The sequence below is a fragment of the Rhizobium sp. 'Codium 1' genome (assembly GCF_020889605.1).
Classification (GTDB): Bacteria; Pseudomonadota; Alphaproteobacteria; order Rhizobiales; family Rhizobiaceae; genus Allorhizobium; species Allorhizobium algae.
In genome coordinates, this window is record NZ_JAJGPW010000002.1 from 261,448 (window position 1) to 277,772 (window position 16,325).

Here is a 16,325-nt window from a genome sequence, read left to right on the forward strand (position 1 = left end):
CCGCTGTTTTCCCCTGCGAGCCGACATTCCGATACTAACCGTTTAAACCCCCGTCACAAGGCGCAACCGCCCTTGCCTTCCCGTAAAACGCCAATTCCTGCGCTTTAGCCACGGGGTTTAGCCGGCATCAACAGCCCAGACCGGCCGGCCAGTCCCCGATCGGCTTGCGATTCGGCCATCCGGCAGCACCATTTGCGCCGATGCGGGATGTTTCCGCCGGAGCCAAGTGTTTTTTCCGATTGAAGCTGCCAATCGACTGCGCTATGACCGCTTCAGGAACGGCGAGTCAAACCGTCGTCGGAAGCACCCGTAGCTCAGCTGGATAGAGTGTTGGATTCCGATTCCAAAGGTCACAGGTTCGAATCCTGTCGGGTGCGCCATCTACGTCCATATCTATGAACCGCTGGCATAGACTCGTTTTCAATGACTTCCGCGTCCATTTTTGCGATATGCCGCTTCAAATCTGTCACAGATCCCGTAATCGTTATTTGGTCGGCAGCGACGAGAACCTCCGACAACATGATGTTAAGAAAACCCTTGGCGAGTCGACGATCGTCCGACCTCAACCGTTCCGCCATTACCGTAGAGAACTGATCAATTTGATCAGACGTGGGATCGGCCGAAACGTCGATGAGAGAGACTTGGCTTTCTAGCGCGCGTTCCAGCCTCATTGCGTTGCCCTGTGCTTCTGCGATCCGTTCGATGAGAACGGGATCGGATTGCAAATCATCCGTGAGTGAAGCGACATTCAGCAGGTTGTTAAAGACTGACCGCGCCTTCGCGGCTTCCTGTCGAAGCGTTGCGAGCCTGAGGTTGCTCTGTTCTTTCTCTTTATTCATTTCGCTTTTCAGGCGACCGAGCACGTTAGTAAGCCGACCACTGCCCAGGAGGTGCGCCTCAACTTCTGTGAGGACCATGTCGTCCAACAGCGCTTCCGGTATAGGCTTGCCGTCACACGCAATCTTGCCTTGCCTGCCCATCCGATTGCATCGATAGTATCGATAGACAGGCCCCCGGGCACTTTTTCCGGTCGCTATTATCATTGCGGACCCGCACTTGGCGCATCGGGCCAATCCGGACAAAAGCATCGGACTACTCAGAACCTTTGCAGTGCCTTGCCGGGGATCTTTCAACCGCAACAAGCTCTGAAGCCGCTCAAATTCGTCAGGTGAAATGATAGCCGGAACAGGTATGATAACCCGCTCCGCAGGCGCCTTCTCCCACTCTTTCCTCTGCGGATTGGCATTAAAAATCTTTGACCCCATGTAAATGGAGTTGGTCAGTATGTTGTGTATGGTTTGCTTACCAAACAAGGAGTCTACGCGCGTCCGATAACCGCCTTCATTTAGCCGCCGCCGGATCGCGTCCGTCCCCATGGGGGCATTATGTTCATCGCCATACAGGGCCCATTGGAAAATCATCCTGACGACAGAAGCCTCCAGTTCGTCAATTACTATGACCTTACGCCTACGATTGTCTGGGGCGGCGACAGCCTTGTAGCCGAGCGGTAATACCCCGCCAGGATAGTATCCCGCCGCAGCCATCTCCGTCATGGTTCTAGTAACGTCCGCCGACGTGCGTCGGGAATGATACTCGTCGAATACCGCGGTGGTAGTCTCGGCGATGAACCCGCCAGTATCATTGGCAAAGGTCTGGGTGAGGCTTACCAGAGCTACATTGTGTTGATGGAGTAGATGCTTGTACTTCCGGTAATCCAACTGGTTGCGAGCGAACCGACTGGTCGAGTGGACAATGATAAGATCGAATGGATGATCGCCCCCTGTCGCGTCTCCGATCATCTGTTGGAATTTTGGCCGCAAATCAGTTTTCGCAGATTTGCCTTCTTCCCGGTAGATCGCACATACTTCCCAACCGTTAGCCTCGGCATGTTTCTTTGCCAATGACTCTTGACTAGGCAAGGAAAGGTTGCTCTCGACGCTGTCGTCTTCTGACACACGTGAATAGACAGCGACGCGCAAACGCTTTGTGGCCGTCACAGTCGTAGAAGGCGCCGTGTCGAGAAGTTGCCTTCTTTCGGCGACAGAGAGCCGCTTTGTCGGAAGTCCTTCTACCAAAGAAGGCACTGACTGAATCCGCTTGCTATTGTGTTTTCTTGAACTGGTCATCGATGTCCCTTTTCGGTTCGAGTATATTGCTGATGTCGCCGCGGAGATGCGCTAGGAGCAGCCGAATTTCGGAAGATGTCACCGGAAAATCTCGTAGCGATTGCGCGTTGGCAGACCAACGACCACTCCGCCGGATCTGATCTCGGGTGAATGCGATCGTGCTTGTCCTTGGGACCTCGGCAGACGTGGCTCGCCGACAACTTATCGCGACTCTCGCATTTCTCTTTTTGATGCCGTCCTTCACGGTCAACTCCCTTACAAGATACAATCGGTTGCCCTTGTGCCTTGGGTCATCTCGAATTCCCCGACAGCTTCGGTTCCAACAGGGGATCAGGCTGGTAATTCGGTGGATGCCAGGAAATGAAGTCGTACCCGCTTCGCAGCGACAAAGCGCTCAAATGCTCTAAAGTATATGATGTTGCGGGAAATTCGCGACTGGCCTCGCGCCAAAACGTTGTCATATGCGCCGGCCGATATCATCGACGTCATCGCATCGAATGATGGACAACCTGGTCCGCCCCAGGCGTAGCCATGGTCGAAGAGGCACGAGTGAACTTGCCCCCTCTGGGTAATCGAGTAATCGTACAAATGTAGAAGCTGGTCGCGAATCTGTTCTTCGCCGTATTCTGGACTTCGCGCGTGTAAAATCGTGACAGGACGCCTTTCATGTTCCTCGCTCGAGGAGAAACAGGTCGCGCTGTTCCACAGCGACGAAAGTTCAGGGCATAGCACGCCGTTGCCGATTATAACGAGGACTACCGCTCAAATCTGTGTATGCTGATTTTTTATGCTGTTTTCTGCTTGCAATAGGCATAGAATACACAGTCCACCGATTTGGTCCATCCCGGGTCTACGGTGTTCGAGCGACGATTCCGCGAGAAAAGTGGTAGGGAATTGATGATGTTAGAGTGCAACTCGGACCCGTAATGGGAAGGACTCAATCCTGTTCTGCGCCAATCGAATCCTTAAAATGCCTATTTTTTGTGCGAACCTCTGCGATTCTTTAATTAGTCCGCACTGAAATAAGATAGAAGATAATTTCGCTTTTGCTGTTCAATTTGGTGCGTGGCATTCTATTTTCCTGAAAAAGAGAATTTTTTTTCAGGGCTGTATAGCAGCAAGGACACACGGCCGAGTCCTTAACGGACGGCCTGCACAACGAAGTAATAGAGCCTCTGGAGATGAACTGTGAATCCTTCCGCTTACTGGCCACGACGAATGATAACGTCAATGCGATCGCGCAACTGCAGAACCGTCGGATCGCTTATGTGTGCACAGCGCGTCCGCTACGTGCTCCTACATAGCGCGGTTTCTGTCCAATCCTGTTGAACCCAGTCCTCAGGTTTGGCGGATTTGGAATTACCTTCGTCTTAGCCTCGGGACGAAGTTTACTTTTCTTTCGCTCGATGAATTCGAGAAAATCAACTCCGTGCCCACGTGGAGATACGCGCCGTCAGGTCCCAGCATCTTGGTACAAACAAGATAGCCCCTTGTCAGCACAACTTGTCTGCGAATGCAGCATGTCGGCGAGAATGCTCTTGATGCACCAAAACCGTCGCGTCGACCAATTCGCGAACATGACCACTGTCGATTGATTATAGGAAATGATCCGGTCCATAAAGCGGCGTCCGGAGAAATGAACTGTTGAAGAGAAAATCGAATGAATCCGACGGGACAACTAGCACCCACTGATTGGCCCCTTACCTGGTACGGTCCAACGAGAAAAGACGAGCGTCTTATCACCTTTGGTTTCCGCCTTTCCGGTGGCGGGGCTCACCAGTCCAAAACTCTTATGCTTGCCGAAATAGCAGAACTGATGCGAGCAGGCGCTACGGAAGCGACGGATTTTCGATCAAGAGTACTGGACGAGAATATTTTAGGAAAGGCAACATCAAGCGGCCGCGAATCGGTGTTCAAAAATCTTTCTTCTCTCTACGGCCTGTCCACCGTTCCGCTTTTGACTAGAGTTTTCCTGCGATTGGCGGAGGACGACAACGAAGGCCTGAAATTGCTGGCGGTTTTGATCGCCTTAGCACGCGATCCCTTGTTAAGAGACACTGCATCCACTGTTGCGGGCACAGCAGTGGGGGGGTCCATTCAGTGGCCGAGTTTTGCAGCGAAGTTTAACGCCATCTACCCGGGACGTTTTAGCGAGAAGATGGTTCGATCCCTGTCACAGAATTGCGCGTCCACTTGGACACAGAGCGGCCACCTCGAGGGCAGCGGAAAGGTACGAAAAAGAGTACATCCCTCTGCCTCAGCCGCTGCTCTGGCGGCGTTAATCTCGACGGTATGTGGATTTAGCGGCCCTGCAATTCTTTCATCTGGATGGTTTCGCATCCTCGACCTTAACCCTGACACAGCCATGGATGCGCTGCGATCGGCAGAAGTTCAGGGACTCGCTCGGCTCCGGTCGGCAGGCGACGTCATAGAGATTTCGGTCAGGCAGCAGCTTGCGACAACTTCGGGGATTCCTGAGCTTGAATACGTTTGACGACATACTCGGCGCCTATGACCGCCAAGTTCAGTTGCCTTGGCTAGATGACGTTCCCCCTGCGGGGCGGGTCTGGCTGTTGTGGTACGACAAGTCGATGCAACGGAAAATCTCGGGAAGGATCGGCGAGTTCGAATACTCTACGATGAAAGCCGGTCGGGGATGGCATCACGTCGATCTTGCTCCGTGGTTTGGACGATGGATTGCGAAGCATGAATTTTTCGAAGCACTTGTCGAGCATCCGCAAGAAATACGAGGATTGTTGACCGACGCCGAGAGCGCGCTTGTTGGCGAGTTGAGGGGCGCTCTGGGTCAGTGCACCTCGAATGATGTGTTGGCCCTGGACGGCTTCGGATCTTTGTTCGGCCTCGTCCGAGTCTCTACCCTTATCGGCAAGATCGCGGATGCGATACCAGGGCGGATGATGGTGACGTTCCCTGGCAAACAGGCCGGGGGCGTCTATCGGCTGCTGGATGCACGGGATGGTTGGAATTATCACGCTATTCCTATACCACCGGACCACGCGTTATGAGGGTGAAATTAAATGCTTAACAAGGATACGTTCTACAAGGATCCGGCCGACTATCGTCTTGCAAACCAGGGTGTTGCAAAGATTCAGTTTCCGCCAGCGCCCGAGGGCCTGGACACGTTGCGTGGAGAACTGGAAACCTTCGTCTGCGATGGGGCTTATGCGGAAGGATTGGCTCGGATCCTGGAAGCGTTTCTGGGCTCTGTCAGCAAAGGGGGCTCCTCTCCAGCAGTCTGGATTTCCGGCTTTTACGGGTCTGGAAAATCGCATCTGGCAAGCATGCTCGCTGCTCTTTGGACAAATCCAAAATTTGCGGACGGAGCCACAGCCGAGGGGTTAACCGATTTACCACCACAAGTCGCTGCTCCGTTGAAGGAACTGCGCATCGCCGCACAACGTGCGGGCGGCGTTGTCGCAGCAGGCGACACCCTCGGAACAGGAGCTGAGGATCCCGCCGAAGCTACCCTCGGCATCATCCTGCGCGCCGTGGGCCTGCCGAGCGATCTGCGAGCCGCTCAAGTGGCGTTTTGGCTCGACGATACCGGTATCCTGAACGAGGTTCGCACCGAGCTCGGCGATGGATTCGACACCCATATCCGAAACTTCATCCTTTCGCCGAAATTCGGGACCGCTGTTCTTAAAGCGAAACCGGAACTTGCCGAGTCCCCGCGGGAGTTGGGATCGAAACTCCAGGCACTATTCCCGGAGCCCCCGCCCGTAACAGTCGATCTGCTGGAGAGCATGGCGCGTAAGGCGCTACTTCTCGGCCGCAATGAATTGCCGCTGACTTTGATCGTTCTCGACGAGGTGCAACAATTCATCCGCCAGGACCCTAGCCTTACCCTGAAGATTCAGACTCTGGTCGAGCGGTTGTCGAGTCGGTTCAATGGTCGGATTCTCATTGTCGGAACCGGACAGCAGGCTCTTAGCGACGTCCCGAACCTGCAGAAGCTCCTTGACCGTTTCCCCGTCCAAGTCGCACTCGGCGAAGCCGACATCGATACGGTCATTCGCAAGACTGTGCTTCGCAAGAAGCCGGGCGCGGAGACCGACATCAAGGGGATGCTCGGCAAACATGCAGGCGAAATCAGTCGTCAGTTGCATGGCAGTAAGCTGGCGCACACCGTCAATGATACCGACGAAGCCGTTCTCGATTGGCCGCTACTTCCCTCACGACGGCGGGTCTGGGAACACATCCTACGTGAACTTGACCGTACAGGATTGGGGGGAACCCTCCGTGGACAGTTGAGGACAACGCTCGACGCCGCAAAGTCCTATGGCGGCAAGCCACTGGGGCATGCAGTTCCAGTGGATTTCCTGTACGGCCGCTTCTCGAATGAGGCGTACAATGCCGGGCTACTTCCGGGGGAAACCCGGAACAGAATCGAAGCTCTCCGGGGTGGTGACGCGAAGGATCAAAGCAAGGCCCGGATCCTCATGTTGGTGTACATGCTCGGTCGCATCTCCGGTGAAGCGGACCGGCATGGTGTGCGTTCAACTCCGGAAACGATAGCGGACTTGATGATCGTAGATCTCGGAGGCGATGCCGAGCTCCGGAAGCAGGTTCCCCAGCTCCTTCTGGAACTGTTCGAAGACGGTGCCGCGATCGAGGTGCAAGGCGAGTGGCGGCTTCAGACCAAGGAGAGCGCGGATTGGGAGAATGCTTACCGAACCGAGGTGAAGTCGGTCCTGGCGGATCAAGCAGGTCTATCCGGCAAACGCCGTCAGCTTCTGGGCGGGGCCATAGACACTGCTCTTGCTGGCGCGGGTAGCGTAGCGCATGGCATAAGCAAGCAGCAGCGGAAAATTCATCGTCTCGAGGTGGGTGATAAAGCCCCGACGGACGGTGTGCCGCTGCGGCTCCGCATCGGCTGGGATGAGGATTTGTCCACGGTCGAAAAGGAAATCGCTGGCGCGTCTCCCAACGATCCGACAATCCATCTCTTGGTGCCTCGGCATAGGCCAGAGGATCTGACGCGGGAGATCGCCGCATGGCGAGCCGCCGATAGTGTTTTGCAGTTGAAGGGTGTGCCCGGCACAGATGCGGGTGTGGAAGCGCAGAAGGCTATGCAATCCCGCTCGTCCAAAGCGCTATCCCAGGCCAACGAACTTATTCGTGAAGCGCTTCGCCAGGCAAAAGTCGTACAGGCAGGCGGCAAGGCCGTGAATGGCGCTCTTGCTGATGCCGCAAAAGAAGCAGCTTCAAATGCGCTAGCGCGCCTTTATCCAAGATTTGCGGAGGGCGACCACGCAGGATGGAGCAAGGTCTTCGATCGCGGGATGAAGAAGGACCCAGATGCCTTGAAAGCAGTGGACCATTCGGGCGCGCCCGAAACGCACCCCATTTGCAAGGCACTTCTGGCCGAGCTTGGTCCCGGGCGCAAAGGATCGTACCTGCGGACGAAGTTCACCGAACCAGAATACGGTTGGCCCCAAGATGCCATCGACGGTGCCCTGGTGGTTCTTGCCAATGCAGGCGTGATTAAGGTGACGGGAGAGGACGGAAAGCAGGTTTCACTACCGGACCTTCCGCGCTCCAAAATTGGAGTCTGCACCTATCGCGCGGAAACGATCGTCATCACTATTGGTCAGCGAATGGCCGCGCGTGGGCTGCTGGCCGAAGCTGGCGTGCACTTCGAGAACGGGCAGGAAGCCTACGCGCTCTCAGCTCTCCTCGAAAAGCTAGAAACCGCTGCAACGGGTTCGGGCAGCAGCGCGCCCGCGCCGGTGGCCGATACAGTACCGAACCTGTCTAGCTTCAAGTCGCTATCCGGCAACGACCTCCTGGCTGCAATGGCGGAGGACGCGCCGTCGCTCAGGGACAAGTTGAAAGGATGGAAGGCGGCATCGGCCAAGATTGGCCAGCGCCTGCCTTCATTCAGGACCGCCGAGCGCTTGGTGCAACTAGGTGCGGAGGCACAGAAGGCGGAACTCGATACTATTCGAGAAAATCGCCAGCTACTGGCAGACCCCGATCCTGTTCCCCCGGTCATATCCGCGGCAGCCGACGCACTCCGCGGACGCCTGAACGAGGCCTATATATCCTGGAAGAAAGCTTGGGACGACGGGGAAGCTCGCCTGTTAAACAGCGAGACTTGGAACAAGTTGAACCCTGAGCAGAAGCACGCCATTCGCAGCGAAGCTGGTCTTTTGCTCCTAGACAAGCCTCAGGTTGACACGCCCGCCTCGATTTTGGACTCTCTCACTCAACGTTCGTTCATGGGGTGGGAGAACGCGACGAAGGCACTTCCAACAAGAATTGAAGAAACGCTGGCAAGTGCGGCAATCCTGCTTGAACCTACGGCACAGACCATCAGTCTTCCGGGTACGTTGCTAAAGAGTGAGCAGGACGTTGAAGTATGGCTTCAAACTGCGCGCGATGCTCTGAAGAACGCCCTGGTTCTGGGTCCTGTGATTCCGAAGGTTTGACAAAATGACCCTGCACTACCTGACAACCTCCCTCCGGCGTGCGCTAGAGAAAACCATCAAGGAAGCCCGCGTCATCGCCGAAGCGGGAGCATCCGACGCCATCCGTCGCCTTGGGATCACGGAGGCTAAGGCTCCGACTTATCTGTCGGAGGAGGAAAAGGAGTTGCGGCGTCGTCTGCGGGCGCATGCACGCACGCTCGGTGACCGGCTCGATAAAGATTCTGATGGGCAGGAGGTGAAGCGGCTGACCGAGGCTGCGGCTTACGCGCATTGGCATCGCATGCTGTTTGCTCGCTTCCTCGCGGAGCGCGGCCTGCTACGACACCCCGAGCACAATGTACCCGTGACCCTGGAGGACTGCAGGGAGATTGCGCAAGAGAATGGATTATCCGATGCGTGGGCTGTTGCCGAACGCTATGCCTCATCCATGCTTCCGGCCGTCTTTCGTATTGACGATCCCGTCCTGTCCGTAACGCTTGACGCGGCGCAGAACCAAGCGTTGCATCGCCTTGTGACGGAGCTTCACGATGACGTCTTTCAGGCTGAGGATAGCCTCGGCTGGACCTACCAGTTTTGGCGGGCGTCGGAGAAGGACGCGGTCAACAAGAAGGGCGACAAGATTGGGCCGGACGAGATTTCCGCCGTCACCCAGCTCTTTACAGAGCCATACATGGTTCGATTCCTTCTGCACAATACGCTTGGCGCCTGGTGGGCCGGCAAGGTCCTCGCGCGCATTCCAGACCTTGCAAAAAGCGCTGTGGGCGAAGATGAGCTGAGGGCGGCCTGCAGCCTCCCCGGCTACTCCTTCGACATGCTGCGGTTCGTTAGGGAGGACGCCGGTGATGGGGCGCAATGGCGGCCCGCATCAGGCTCGTTTCCAGGCTGGCCGCAAGATGCGAAGAACATTACCGTGCTCGACCCGTGCTGCGGATCGGGTCACTTCCTGACGGAGGTACTGACGATCCTCGTGTCCCTGCGGAAGGTCGAGGAAGATTTGACGGCCCCGGATAGCGTTGCCGCTGTTTTGCGGGACAATTTGCATGGATTGGAAATCGACGGTCGTTGCGTCCAGATCGCAGCGTTTGCTGTGGCCTTAACCGCTTGGCGTGTCGGCGGGTGGCAGACGCTTCCGTTGCCGCACATTGCCTGGGTCGGCTCACCGCCGCCACTACCCAAGCTCGAATTTGTCGCGCTCGCGAACGGGGACGAGGAACTAGAGCAAGCGCTCGCCGCTCTGCACGGGCTCTTTGCGCAGGCACCCACACTCGGTAGTCTATTGGAACCAATCGGTGGCGACCTGATCGATCCTATGCGGATTGCTCGTGTGGAGCAATTGCTGGAGCCGCTTCTGGAGAAGGCTAGAAGCGGCGAGGCCGAACTTGCGGAGGGTGTGATCGCAGCGCGAGGGATGGCTGATGCCGCAAGTTTCCTGACCCGCAAGTACACGCTTCAGGTTACCAACGTACCGTTTCTTGGTAAGGGTAGGCAAGCCACAGCACTGGCTCATCATCTGGAGAGATACTTTGACGTCGCCAAAACAGATTTGGCAACGGCAATGCTTGTCCGGATGTTTCGATTGTCTTCAGTCGGAGGAAGCGTTGCCGCTGTAACTCCTCAGGGTTGGCTATTTCTGGGAAGCTATAAGGCGCTGCGCGAAACAATTCTCACGCAAGCATCTCTACGAACAGTAACTCCTCTGGGATCACGCGCTTTCGAAACGATCTCTGGAGAGGTCGTAAACACAGTCCTTTTCTGCGCTGACAACAGCGCTCCGGGTGTAGATCACAGTTTCTTTGGAATTGATGCAAACCAGGGACGGGATTTTCGTGAGAAGCAGATTTCCATACGTAATGACGAGCCAACAATAGCATTACAAAGCCAACAGCTTCGGAATCCAGACAGTAGAATCACGGTTTCTGCTTCGCCGACCGGAACACTGTTATCGCAGTACGCTGATAGCTATGTCGGATTTCAAAACGGCGATTCACCGCGATGGATACGGAGTTTCTGGGAACAATTGAATACGGATGGGAAGTGGTCACTTTTTCAGATGACCTCCGACCAGACGATCCCCTTCAACGGACGTACGGCCATATTGAAGTGGGAAGGCGGCACGGGCGAATTAGCTCGGAGCGAGCAAGCATTCGTGAAAGGTCGAGAAGCCTGGAAGCGACAGGGTGTAATCATTCGCCATATGGGAAGTCTTCCAGCGGGACTCTATGAAGGCGATCTCTATGATCAATCCAGTGCTGTGATCGTCCCCAAGCGGGAAGAATACCTTCCAGCGATTTGGGCATACTGTTCATCGGATGATTTTCACACCGATGTCCGAACTGTAGATCAATCTTTGAAGGTTACGAATGCGACACTTGTGAAAGTACCGTTCGACCTGGCAGCCTGGACGGAAATCGCTTCTGGCAAGTTCGTGCATGGACTTCCCGAGCCATATTCTGAGGATCCGACCCAATGGCTATTCCACGGGCATCCGGCGAAGGCCGATAAAGGGACTTCACTACACGTGGCGCTTGCTCGGCTTTGCGGCTATCGCTGGCCTGCAGAAACAGCCAAGCAAATGCGACTCTCGACGGAAGCGCGTGGATGGATCACGAAGGCTTCGGCACTCCCGGCCGGCGATCTGGATGGACTGCTTGCGACCGCCGGAGTCGCAGGGGAGAAGCCTCTCGCTGATCGTCTCCGCGGTTACCTCGCGATCGCCTTCGGCGCGGAATGGTCCGATGCACTAGAGAGGAGATTGGTCGTTGAAGCTGATGAGGTCCTGGATAGAAAGCAAACGAAAGACAGTTCCCTGGAAGGCTGGTTGAGCGACCGCGCCTTTCGCCAGCACTGCGCCTTGTTCCACCAGCGTCCTTTCCTTTGGCATGTCTGGGATGGACTGAAGGATGGCTTTTCGGTTTTCGTCCATTACCACCGCTTCACACAAGCTAATCTGCGCAAGCTGACCTACACTACGCTGGGCGATTGGCTGCGCCGCGCCAAGGATGAGAACAACGACCTGCGCTACGAAAAGGGGCGCGAGCTTCAACAGATGCTGGAGAATGTGCTGGAGGGCGAAACGCCGTACGACATTTTCGTTCGTTGGAAGTCTCTCGCTGACCAGCCGCTCGGATGGGACCCGGACCTTGATGATGGGGTCCGCGTGAACATCCGGCCTTTCGTGGAGGCGGGAATCCTTCGCGAGCAACCCAAGGGGATCAAATGGACAAAGGACCGTGGCAATGACGTTCCTTCGGCGCCTTGGTACCCCGTCTTTAAGGGCGAGCGGATCAACCACCATCATACGACAATTGAAGAGAAGAACGCCGCCCGACCAGGTAATCCGGAGATGGTGGCAGCGAAGTGACGACACCTCTCGACACATTGGTCGCCGCGCTGCGGGAGACTGCGAGCTACAATCCTGGTGCGGAATCAGCCCCGGAGGCCATCGTTTGGTGCGATCCGAACGGGGAGTTCTTGACCCTCATTCCCACCTTACGCGAGCGCCTTCCCGAACTCCTGACCTACGGCGATCACGACCTGGCCACCCGTACCGGACCCGCAGTCTGGCTGCGCGCAGTGGCAGCCAGAGCTGTTCCGTCAGTCTCAATCCCAGACGAGGCAACACCGATCCTTTATCTCCCTGGCGTAGGCCGGGAAGTGTTGAAGGGTGCCGAGGATTGCCCGACGCTGCTGCAGCCGTTGGTCTGGTTCACTGTGGCGGGAAACCTCTTCGGCCATGTGAACGGCAAGGACTGGACATTGCGCGCCTTCCTGACCTCGGATCGAGGGCCACTGAAGCTTAACATCGCAGATGATGCCTCCACCCGGATGGCGCTCTCCCATGCGTCCCTGCGCTTCTGCGCCAAGCCGCTTGAGGAATTAAAAGGAAAGCGGTGGGATGCTGACGCACTGAACGCCCTCTTGGCTCCGGATCTTGCGGCGGACATATTGGATTGGATGGAGGGCGTGTTCGACGCCGCAGCAGATCCGGCCCGGTTCACCGCGTTCGCTAGCATTGCCGAAAAGCAGCTCAAATTCGACCCCCGCAAGCTATCTGTCCAGGACGCGGCCAGGCGCCTGGCCCAACGCGAGGGAAACTGGGCGGATGTCTGGTCACGCTTCGCCTCGGGCATGGGGCACGGTGGCGTAGTGGGGCTTCTCGGGGCGGAGGAACCGGCTACGCTCTTCGAGAACGCTGAAGCCTATCCCAAGCAGAACCTCAAAGGTGAGAAAGAGCTGAGGGACAGCCTGTCGAAGCTGGAGAGCTTCTCGGCTCCTGATGCTCGCTCGCGAATCCTGGAACTGGAGGGCCAGCACGGCTGGCGGCGGGAGACGGTATGGGCGAAACGTGGAGAAGCGCCCTTGGCGCAGGCGCTATCCTTTCTGCTCGAGGTAGCCAAGGCCAGACCGCTCCAGGCTCATGACGGCAACACCTTGGCGGAAGCCTATATCGAGAGCGGCGCCGCCGTTGATTTCGCAGCCATGCGGGCCTTGGCAGCGGCATCCCGCGACGTCGATCGCAACGCAGTCTCAATAGCTCTGCGAGCGGTCTACCTACCGTGGCTTGAGGACGGAGCCAACGCCCTTCAGGAACTGATCCGGTCGGGTGGCGTGAAGCTGCAGAAGCCAGAGGATGCGAAGTCGGCGGCGACCACTATCCTTTTTGTCGATGGCTTGCGCATGGACCTGGCCCAAGAGTTGGCTCGCATTCTCGAATCCGAAAGCTTGAAAGTCGTTCAATCCTGGAAATGGTCTGGTTTCCCCACGGTGACCGCCACCTGTAAGGCGCTCGTCTCGCCCGTCGCTTCGCTTCTCTCCGGACCGCCCATCACATCAGACATGCTGCCCGTGACCTCCGAGGGCAAGGCGGCTACAAAGCCGGTGCTGTACAAACTTCTGGAAGAACAAGGTTGGGAAACTGGCAATGCCTTGCTCGCTGACACCAAGCTTTGGGCAGAGGCCGGACGGTTTGACGAGGACGGCCACGCACTAGGCGCGAGGCTCGCTGGCCAGCTTGCGGCAGGGATCCGCGATGTAGCTGATTCTGTGGTGCAGTTGATACGGAGTGGACGGGCTGTCCGGATCGTTACAGACCATGGCTGGCTGTTGATGCCAGGCGGGCTTCCTAAGGCTGCCCTCGAAACTGGTCTCGCCGAACCGCAAGGCAAGCGATCCCGATGCGCGATGGTGAAGGCGAAGGCCCACACCACCTATCTTCAAATCCCGTGGACATGGAACCCGGAGGTGTTTGTCGCAACGGCGACAGGCGCGCATTCATTCTTTGCTGGGAAGGAATATGCTCACGGTGGGGTGAGCCCACAGGAATGCATATTGCCCATCCTGGACATCACGGCGAGTGGGGTTCCGCAAAAAGATATTGGTGACTTGAAGACAAAGTGGGAAGGCTTGAGGCTTCGGGTCGAGGTATCTGGCGCAACTGACCTCCGCATTGATCTTCGATTAGGATCGGAGACGAGCGGTCCGAGCATGATCAAAGGTGGCCGAGTGCTGGATGACAAGGGAAAAACTTCTTTCTTGGTTAGCGACGAGAACGTTGGCCACACGGCCTGCCTGGTGTTAGTGGACGACAACGGTACCATTCTGGCCCATCGCGTCCTGAAGGTCGGGGGAGAATAATGCTGGAACTCGACGCACTTGACAGAAAGGCCGCAGAAGCCTTCCCGGGGTATATCGTGCGAAAGGATCTGGTGCGTCGTTTTCGCGGCCAGTTCCCAGTACCGACTTACGTTGTTGAGTTCATGCTGGGGCGATACGCCGCCAGCACCGATCCAGTTGAGATCGAAGAAGGTCTGGAGATGGTGCAGTCGCAGCTCTCCGATCGCACGGTTCGTGCCGGCGAGGAAGAGCTGTTTAAGGCCCGGGCGAGAGAGCGGGGTTCGGTCAAGATTATTGATATTGTCACCGCACGCCTGGACGCCAAGACGGACAGCTATCTCGCAGCATTGCCCAGCCTGCGGCTGACGGATGTACGCATTGACGACAAGCTGGTGCAGGCGCACGAGCGCATGCTCACAGGCGGTTTCTACGCCGAAGTCGAACTTGGCTATGACGCGAGCATTGCGCAGGAGACGGGCGGTCGACCTTTCCAAATCATGAGCCTGCGAGAGATCCAGCTATCCAGCCGTGACATCCTGGAAAGGATTGCACATGGACGCGCACAGCTCTCCACGAAGGAGTGGAGAGATTTCCTTCTTCGGAGCGTTGGCCTTGAGCCCGACAAGCTGTCGCCGAGAGCGCAAGACGGTATGCTTTTACGAATGGTGCCCTTCGTTGAGAGCAATTACAACATGGTCGAGCTCGGGCCTCGCGGTACGGGGAAAAGTCACCTATTCCAGCAGGTTTCGCCCTATGCACACCTTGTTTCGGGCGGCAAGGCAACCGTAGCCCGGATGTTCGTGAATATGTCGAACGGGCAACGTGGCTTGGTGTGTCAATACGATGTTGTCTGTTTCGATGAGGTGTCAGGCATCTCCTTCGATCAGAAGGACGGCGTAAACATCATGAAAGGCTACATGGAGTCGGGCGAATTCTCGCGTGGTCGCGAAAGTATTCGAGCCGAGGGCAGCATCGTCATGGTGGGTAATTTTGACATAGACGTACAGCATCAGCAGCGCGTCGGCCACTTGTTCGGGCCGATGCCCCCCGAGATGCGCAATGATACCGCCTTTATGGATCGAATCCATTGCTACCTCCCAGGATGGGATATTCCGAAGGTAAGCAAGGATCTATTCACGAGCCGGTTCGGCATGGTGAGCGACGTGCTGGCGGAATGCTTCTCAAGGCTGCGAGCGCAAACACGAGTGAACGCACTTCCCGGGCGTGTCCATTTCGGCGGCGCGCTTTCCGGACGAGACCAAAATGCGGTCAACAAAACCGTGTCCGGCCTGCTAAAGCTTTTGTATCCAGATTCATCAATGAAAGTAACTGACGAGGACCTCGAATGGGCGGTTCGCCTGGCGCTTGAGGTGCGTCGCAGAGTGAAGGAGCAGCAGAAGCGCATCGGCTCCGCAGAGTTTCGCAACACGCAGTTCAGTTACATGTTTGGAATGGATGGCGTGGAGAAGTTCGTCGCGACGCCCGAACTTCAAAGCGAGGATAGCATTGGTTCTGATCCTCTTCCCGCGGGGCAGGTTTGGGTAATTAGTCCTGGCGGGGCAGACGAAGCGACCGGCTTGTTTCGGATCGAGGTGACCGAAGGCTCAGGCAGCGGAGTGCGCATCCTCAACCAATCACCGCCTCCTTCTTTCCGAGAGAGCGTAAAGTTCGCCGAGCAAAACCTATATTCAAGGGCGATGGAGTTAGTCGGTGACAGAAATCCCCGCGCGCACGAATTCTCGGTTCAAATCCGCTCCTTCGACGCGGCGAAAAGCGGTTCTCAAACGGGTGTTGGAGTGCTGATCGCTCTAAGTTCCGCACTCATTGGCAAGCCGCTGAAGGGGGGCCTGATTATTGTTGGAGGGATCAATCTAGGGGGCTCGATCGACCCAATTCACAATCCCGTTAATGTCGTTGAACTGGCACTTGAAAAGGGGGCCACAACGGTGATGATGCCTGTGTCCTGCCGACGAACTCTCGTTGACCTTTCAGATGAGGTGGCGACGAAGATTCAAGTCCTCTTTTACGCGGATGCGCAGGATGCACTCAAGAAGTCGCTGCACGATTAGCCACGACATTCGGCGCCGTGGTCGATGGTCGAACGCACGCTGCATATCTAAAACTGCAGTAAAGT

Annotated in this window: 7 protein-coding genes and 1 tRNA gene; 7 read left to right on the forward strand and 1 reads right to left on the reverse strand. The window is 56.6% G+C overall.

Translation table 11 applies throughout. The annotated features are described in order from the left end of the window. Window positions 1-303 precede the first annotated feature (303 nt). Window positions 304-380: transfer RNA gene (locus LJE98_RS06495), tRNA-Arg, on the forward strand. Here the strand turns inward: LJE98_RS06495 and LJE98_RS06500 are convergent. Beyond that, complete coding sequence (locus LJE98_RS06500; protein WP_229574325.1) at window positions 351-2,126, reverse strand: recombinase family protein; 1,776 nt, start codon at window positions 2,124-2,126, stop codon at window positions 351-353. The two genes, LJE98_RS06495 and LJE98_RS06500, sit on opposite strands and share 30 nt — an antisense overlap. A 1,660-nt stretch (window positions 2,127-3,786) precedes the next feature. On the opposite strand from LJE98_RS06500, the gene LJE98_RS06505 reads away from it, so the two are divergent. Genes LJE98_RS06505 through brxL form a run of 6 tightly spaced genes read left to right on the forward strand, consistent with a single transcriptional unit; the run spans window position 3,787 to window position 16,260 of the window. After that, window positions 3,787-4,620 carry a hypothetical protein gene (locus LJE98_RS06505; RefSeq protein WP_229574327.1) on the forward strand — a complete coding sequence of 278 codons (834 nt, stop codon included), beginning with the start codon at window positions 3,787-3,789 and terminating at the stop codon, window positions 4,618-4,620. Then, the gene (locus LJE98_RS06510; RefSeq protein WP_229574328.1) at window positions 4,607-5,152 is read left to right on the forward strand and encodes a DUF1788 domain-containing protein; all 546 of its coding nucleotides are present in this window, start codon (window positions 4,607-4,609) and stop codon (window positions 5,150-5,152) included. Before LJE98_RS06505 ends, LJE98_RS06510 begins: the two co-directional genes overlap by 14 nt. A 12-nt stretch (window positions 5,153-5,164) precedes the next feature. Continuing rightward, window positions 5,165-8,578, forward strand: coding sequence for a BREX system P-loop protein BrxC (gene brxC / locus LJE98_RS06515; protein ID WP_229574330.1), 3,414 nt, complete (start codon window positions 5,165-5,167; stop codon window positions 8,576-8,578). 4 nt (window positions 8,579-8,582) lie between these two features. Then, window positions 8,583-11,939, forward strand: coding sequence for a BREX-1 system adenine-specific DNA-methyltransferase PglX (locus LJE98_RS06520; protein ID WP_229574331.1), 3,357 nt, complete (start codon window positions 8,583-8,585; stop codon window positions 11,937-11,939). Then, complete coding sequence (gene pglZ, locus LJE98_RS06525) at window positions 11,936-14,212, forward strand: BREX-1 system phosphatase PglZ type B (protein WP_229574333.1); 2,277 nt, start codon at window positions 11,936-11,938, stop codon at window positions 14,210-14,212. The genes LJE98_RS06520 and pglZ overlap by 4 nt, the downstream gene beginning before the upstream one ends. Then, window positions 14,212-16,260: a protease Lon-related BREX system protein BrxL gene (brxL, locus tag LJE98_RS06530; RefSeq protein WP_229574335.1), complete on the forward strand. Its 2,049-nt coding sequence runs from the start codon at window positions 14,212-14,214 to the stop codon at window positions 16,258-16,260. Before pglZ ends, brxL begins: the two co-directional genes overlap by 1 nt. Window positions 16,261-16,325 lie beyond the last annotated feature (65 nt).

What these genes read in the sequence shown, in the direction of transcription:
- LJE98_RS06500 (WP_229574325.1), bottom strand. Translation starts at nt 2,126, where the DNA reads ATGACCAGTTCAAGAAAACACAATAGCAAGCGGATTCAGTCAGTGCCT.
- LJE98_RS06505 (WP_229574327.1), top strand. Translation starts at nt 3,787, where the DNA reads ATGAATCCGACGGGACAACTAGCACCCACTGATTGGCCCCTTACCTGG.
- brxC (WP_229574330.1), top strand. Translation starts at nt 5,165, where the DNA reads ATGCTTAACAAGGATACGTTCTACAAGGATCCGGCCGACTATCGTCTT.
- LJE98_RS06520 (WP_229574331.1), top strand. Translation starts at nt 8,583, where the DNA reads ATGACCCTGCACTACCTGACAACCTCCCTCCGGCGTGCGCTAGAGAAA.
- brxL (WP_229574335.1), top strand. Translation starts at nt 14,212, where the DNA reads ATGCTGGAACTCGACGCACTTGACAGAAAGGCCGCAGAAGCCTTCCCG.